The following is a 5467-nucleotide window of genomic DNA, read 5'->3' on the forward strand; positions in this document are numbered from 1 at the left end:
GGCCCGCGCGCTGGCGATCAGGCCGTCGATCCTGCTGCTCGACGAGCCCTTCGCCGCGCTCGACAAGAACTTGCGGCTCGACATGCAGATCGAGGTCAAGCGGCTGCAGCGCGTCTCCGGCATCACCACTTTGATCGTGACGCACGATCAGGAAGAAGCACTCTCGATGGCCGACCGCGTCGCCGTGCTGAGCCATGGCAAGCTCGAGCAGTTCGGCTCGCCGTCGGATGTCTACGACCGTCCGCAAACCCTGTTCGTCAACACATTCGTCGGCTCGACCAACCGCATGCCGGGCGTCGTGGTGTCGGCGGATCGCACGGCGGCAAAGGTCCGTCTCGATGCCGGTGCCGAGATCATCGCACGGCCTGCGGGCGGTACGCTCAGCGAAGGCGGCCGCGTCACCGTCTGCATCCGGCCCGAGCATCTGCAATTCGTCGGCGACGAGACCGGCTTTGCCGGCGTCGTCGGCATGTCGCTGCCGCTGGGCGCGACCGTCGTCCACGAGGTCACGACCGCCGACGGCTCCGGCGTGAAAGTCTCCCAGGCGCGCATCGGCGCGGCGCGCGCGCTGGAGAATGGTGTTGCGGTGCGCCTTGCTCCGCTCGCCCCCTCGCTCGCCAACGCCTTTCCCGCAACGCTTTGATCCAGTCATAGTCCACGGAGTTCGACATGATCCTCAACCGCCGAAGCCTGCTGACGACCGCACTCACACTCGGTGCCATGAAGGCATTTCCCGGACTGAGCTACGCCCAGGCCCGCCCGCTGGTGTTTGCGACCTTTACCGGAAGCTGGGAAGAAGCACACAAGGCCGTGCTGGTGCCGGCCTTCCGGAAAGCCAACGCGAATGCCGCGATGGTGCTCGACCCCATGCTCTCGGTCGACCAGATCGCCAAGGTCAACGCCGCCAAGGCCAATCCGCCGATCGACGTCATGCTGCACGACCCCGGTCCCGCGCTCGTCGCGGTCGGCCAGGATCTGGTCGAGCCATATCCGGTGGAGAAGAGCGCCTGTTACAAGGACCTGATCGCCGAGGCGCAGGAGCCGATGGGCCCCGCCCCGTTCTTCCAGGTCGTCGGCCTCACCTACAATCCGGAAGCCGTCAAGACACCGCCGACCTCCTGGGCCGATCTCTGGAAGCCCGAGTTCAAGGGCCGCGTCGGCATCACCAACCTCAATTCGACGCTCGGCACCGGCTGGCTGGTCGAGATCGCCAAGATGCGCGGCGGCTCCGAGGCGAACGTCGACCCCGGATTCAAGGCGCTGGACGAGCTCAAGCCCAATCTTGCGGCGGTCGCCGCCAATCCCGGCGCGCTCGCCACCCTGTTCCAGCAGGGCCAGATCGACATTTCGCCGGGCAATTTCAACGCCATCCAGATCCTGAAAGCGCGCGGTGTCCCGGTCGAGTTCGTAGCGCCGAAGGAAGGTGCCATCGCTTTCAAGACCACGATCCACATCGTCAAGAACTCGCCAAACCGCGAGCTCGCCTTCAAGCTGATCGAGGCGACCCTCACGCCGGAGGTACAGACTACGCTGATGAACCCGCCCTATCTGATCGTGCCGACCAATTCCAAGGTGGCGATGGGCGGCGAGATCGCACGCGTGCTCGCCAAGGACACGGCCGAGCTGAAGAAGAAGTTCGTGTTCCAGGACTGGAAGAAGATCAACGAGCAGCGCTCGGCCTGGATCGAGCGCTTCAACCGCGAGATCAAGATCTAGGGCCGGGACCTGGCGATGGGCGCAGCACCGGCATCACGGGACGTCACCTCCTACGGGATGGGATTGGCAGCGCCGCTGGCGCTGTTCTTCCTCGTCTTCTTCGTCGCGCCGCTGCTGCAATTGTTCTGGCTCTCGCTGCACAACGACACGGCCGCGCTCCATTGGGGGCTCGGCCAGTACCTCCACTTCCTCACCGATCCCTTCAGCCTGGGCGTGCTCGGTTCGACGCTGTTGCTCGGCGCCGAGGTGACCGCCGTCTGTCTCGTGCTCGGCTTTCCCATCGCCTGGCTGTATCAAAGAGTCGGACCAAGGCTTCAGACCACCATCATCCTGATCGTGCTGCTGCCGCTCCTGACCAGTGTGGTGGTCCGCACCTTCGCCTGGATCGTCATCCTGGGCCGCCAGGGCATCATCAATGCGATGCTGCAATCCCTGGGCATCATCGATACACCATTGAAGCTGCTCTATACCCAGTTCGGCGTGGTGATCGCGCTGGCCCAGGTGCAGATGCCCTTGATGACGCTGCCGCTGATCACGGCGCTCGGCCGCATCGATCCCAACCTCGACGATGCCTCCTGCTCGCTCGGCGCCGGAAGCTGGCGCACCTTCTTCAGGATCGTGCTGCCGTTGTCGCTGCCCGGCGTGATCGCCGGCAGCACGCTGACCTATGCGGCGGCGATCACGGCCTTCATCACCCAGTCGCTGATCGGCGGCGGGCAGATGCTGTTCATGCCGATGTATCTCTACCAGCAGGCATCGACGCTGCAGAACTGGCCGTTCGCGTCGGCGATCTCGATCATCTTCCTGCTCGCCGTGCTCGCGGTCGTCTCGGTCTTCACCACGCTGGGCCGCATGTCGCGCGGCCATGGAGGCGGATGATGAGCAGCCGCAAGCGCACCTGGGAGGCGATCAGTTTCGAGCTGGTCATGACCGTGATCGCGATAATCGCGCTGATCATCATCATTGCGCCGTCGCTGGTGGTGCTGATCGTCTCCTTCACCAGTGGCTTCTCGCTGCGCTTTCCGCCGCCTGGCTATTCGCTGCGCTGGTACGCCGAGCTCTGGAATGCCTGGCAGCTGCATTTCGCGGCGAAAAACAGCCTGATCGTGGCGCTGTGGGCGACGGGGCTGTCCGTCGTGCTCGGCGTCGCCGCCGCGCTTGCGATCTCACGCTCGCAAACACTGTCGGCCCGACTGCTCGATTCCCTGTTCATGTCGCCGCTGGTGCTGCCGGCGCTGGCCTTCGGGCTCGCCGCCTTGATGCTGTTCTCGCTGGTCGGCCTGCCGGTGTCACCGCTGACGCTGGTGATCGGCCACACCGTGGTCTGCGTCCCCTATATCGTGCGCAACACGGTTGCTGCGCTCGCCCAGTTGGAGCCGACCCTGCTCGAAAGCTCGGCCGTGCTGGGCGCCAGCCGCCTCTACACGTTCCGCCGGATCGTACTCCCGCTGATCCGGCCCGGCATCATCGCGGGTGCCTTCATCGCCTTCATGTCATCCTTCGACAACGTGCCGGTGTCGCTGTTCCTGCGCGATGCCGCGACCGACATGCTGCCGATCCGGATGTGGCAGGATCTCGAAGGCAAGCTGGATGTCACCATCGCGGCCCTGTCTGGCGTGCTGATCATCGCGACCGTCGCCTTGGTCGCAGTCATGGAGCGCGTCACCGGCCTGTCGCGGCGGCTGACGAATTGATCAGGCGCCGCGAAACAGCGAATAGCCCCAACGCGTGAATTTCAGCGGCAGATGAAAATGCTCGTCAGCATTCTTGATGCGGAAGCGGAACGGCGTCACGGTCAGGAAGTCGTCCCTGTCGCCGAAAAACTCGCCGAGATGAAACAGGACCTCGTACTCGCCTGCCGAAACGTGCTCGCCTCGCGCAATGGGATGATCGAGCACACCATTGGCGCCCAGTCGCCCCTCCGCGACACGAACCTTCTCGGGATCGATCCGCCAGATCTCGACGCGCAGTCCTTGCGCGGGCCGGCCGCTCGCCACATCGACTGCGTGAATGGAAATGCCGCCTGCCACCATGTTCCTCCCGTAAGCGCGCCGCCATGGTAGACGCGAACAGTGCCGTTCGGCCAGCACCGCCGGCGTTGCTACCGGCCCTGGGGGCGATGACCTCGCTTCAGGCGCTGGTGGCGCTGGCCCTGTTCGCGCCGGGCGTGGTGGCACCGCGCGCCCATATCGAGGTCTGGCAGATCTCGATGTTCTCCTGCGCGGTCTTTGCCGTCGGCATCCCCGCCTCGTTCTGGTGCGGCGGCTTCATCACGCGCATGGGCTCGCTCCGGATCGCGAGCCTGTGCGCGGCGGCCATCGTCATCAGCATGGCGCTGGCCTCGCTCGGCTCGGCGGCGGCCCTGCTCGCTGCCGGCCTCTGCCTCGGCCTTGCCTTCGGACCAGAGACGCCAGCGAGCGCGGCGCTGCTGGCACGCCTCGTGACGGCCGAGCGTCGCGCTTTTGTGTTCTCGGTGCGTCAGACCGGCAACCAGATCGGCGCCGTTTGCGGTTCGCTGGTGCTGCCCGCGATCGCGATCTCGCTGGGACCCGCCTGGTGCTACGCCGCGGTCGGCGCCTGTGCGCTGCTCGCGATCCCGCTGTTTGAGCGCCTGCAGCGGGCCTACGCAGGCAAGGCGATCCCGCCTCCGGAGCTCGACCTCCGCGCCCGGCTGGCCCTCGTGACCGCGGACCGGCGCATCGCGATGCTGGCGCTGGCCTCGATGCCATTCAGCGCCATGCAGGTCTCGCTCAACACGGTCTTCGTCACGCTCGGCACCCGCGAGCTTGGCCTCAGCCACATCGAAGCCGGTATGGCGCTCGCCTGCGCGCAGGCCGGCGGTCTGGTCGGCCGGCTCGGCTGGGGCTATGTCGCCATGCGCCTCGACGCCTCGCGCATGGTGCTCATCGTCATCGGCCTCGGCATGGCCTTCTGCGCCGCGCTGCTTGGCCTCGATGGCGCATCGCTCGGCCGCACCGGCCAATTTGCGATGGCGGCGCTGTTCGGCCTGACGGCCTCGGGCTGGAACGGTGTCTTCATCGCCGAGATTGCCCGCCTCGCGCCGCAGGACCGGATCGGCGAGACCACCGGCGCGGTGCTCACGGCATCCTATGCGGGCTTGCTCGCGGCCCCCACATTGTTGTCGATCCTGGATGCTACAGCGAGCCTCGGCGCGGCCTTCTTTGCCTTGGCGTGCCTTGCGCTGTGCGGCACATTGGCGCTGATCTGGGGAGGCCATGGCAAAACGGACAAGTAGCGCGCGCGAGATTGCGGCGGACGTTACGGCAGGGCGGACGAGCGCGGTCGAAACCGCCAGGGGCGCCCTCGGCCGCATCGAGGCTGCGAAGAGCTTGAACGCCGTGGTCACGACAGATCCCTCGCGCACGCTTGCCGATGCCGCCGCCGTCGACGATCGCCTGCGCGCGGGCGAAGCGATGCCGCTTGCCGGCGTCCCCATAGTGGTCAAGGACAACATCTGGACCGGCGGCTGGCGCGTGACACAGGGCTCGCGCCTATTTGTCGATTTCGTCGCGCCGCAGGATGCGATCGCGATCGAGCGGCTGCGCCAAGCCGGCGCCGTCGTTGTCGGCATCGGGGCGACGTCGGAATTCGCCTGCAAGGGGGTGACGACCTCGCCGCTGTTCGGGCCGACGCGGCATCCTCTTGATCCCAAGCTGACGCCGGGCGGTTCGTCCGGCGGCCCGGCTGTCGCCGTCGCGGCCGGCCTCGTGCCGCTGGCGATCGGCACCGA

Annotated in this window: 7 protein-coding genes; 6 read left to right on the forward strand and 1 reads right to left on the reverse strand. The window is 66.5% G+C overall.

Annotation, left to right across the window (positions count from 1 at the left end; translation table 11 throughout):
- The 4 genes from IC50_RS05900 to IC50_RS05915 form a co-directional block, all read left to right on the forward strand.
- Positions 1-643: ABC transporter ATP-binding protein (locus tag IC50_RS05900; RefSeq protein ID WP_035701662.1), on the forward strand; the 643-nt coding region annotated here is incomplete at its 5' end.
- A 26-nt stretch (positions 644-669) separates the two neighbouring features.
- Positions 670-1716, forward strand: coding sequence for an ABC transporter substrate-binding protein (locus IC50_RS05905; RefSeq protein WP_035701664.1), 1047 nt, complete (start codon positions 670-672; stop codon positions 1714-1716).
- Between the two features lie 15 nt (positions 1717-1731).
- The gene (locus IC50_RS05910) at positions 1732-2595 is read left to right on the forward strand and encodes an ABC transporter permease (protein ID WP_035701667.1); all 864 of its coding nucleotides are present in this window, start codon (positions 1732-1734) and stop codon (positions 2593-2595) included.
- On the forward strand, positions 2595-3410 hold the full coding sequence (locus IC50_RS05915; RefSeq protein WP_035701676.1) for an ABC transporter permease: 816 nt from the start codon (positions 2595-2597) through the stop codon (positions 3408-3410). The genes IC50_RS05910 and IC50_RS05915 overlap by 1 nt, the downstream gene beginning before the upstream one ends.
- On the opposite strand, the gene IC50_RS05920 is transcribed toward IC50_RS05915, so the two are convergent.
- Positions 3411-3746: a hydroxyisourate hydrolase gene (locus IC50_RS05920; protein WP_035701679.1), complete on the reverse strand. Its 336-nt coding sequence runs from the start codon at positions 3744-3746 to the stop codon at positions 3411-3413. It lies immediately after the preceding gene.
- A gap of 26 nt (positions 3747-3772) precedes the next feature.
- Here IC50_RS05920 and IC50_RS05925 point away from each other — a divergent pair, with 26 nt between their 5' ends.
- Positions 3773-4972 carry an MFS transporter gene (locus IC50_RS05925; protein ID WP_035701670.1) on the forward strand — a complete coding sequence of 400 codons (1200 nt, stop codon included), beginning with the start codon at positions 3773-3775 and terminating at the stop codon, positions 4970-4972.
- A partial coding sequence (locus IC50_RS05930) for an amidase (RefSeq protein WP_035701673.1) occupies positions 4953-5467 on the forward strand: 515 nt, incomplete at its 3' end. The genes IC50_RS05925 and IC50_RS05930, both read left to right, overlap by 20 nt.

The sequence above is a fragment of the Bradyrhizobium genomosp. I (2014) genome, assembly GCF_000261685.1.
GTDB lineage: Bacteria > Pseudomonadota > Alphaproteobacteria > Rhizobiales > Xanthobacteraceae > Bradyrhizobium.

Bases quoted from the DNA above. Each gene is read 5' to 3' on its own strand.
- IC50_RS05905 (WP_035701664.1), top strand. From the start codon at position 670: ATGATCCTCAACCGCCGAAGCCTGCTGACGACCGCACTCACACTCGGT.
- IC50_RS05910 (WP_035701667.1), top strand. From the start codon at position 1,732: ATGGGCGCAGCACCGGCATCACGGGACGTCACCTCCTACGGGATGGGA.
- IC50_RS05915 (WP_035701676.1), top strand. From the start codon at position 2,595: ATGAGCAGCCGCAAGCGCACCTGGGAGGCGATCAGTTTCGAGCTGGTC.
- IC50_RS05925 (WP_035701670.1), top strand. From the start codon at position 3,773: ATGGTAGACGCGAACAGTGCCGTTCGGCCAGCACCGCCGGCGTTGCTA.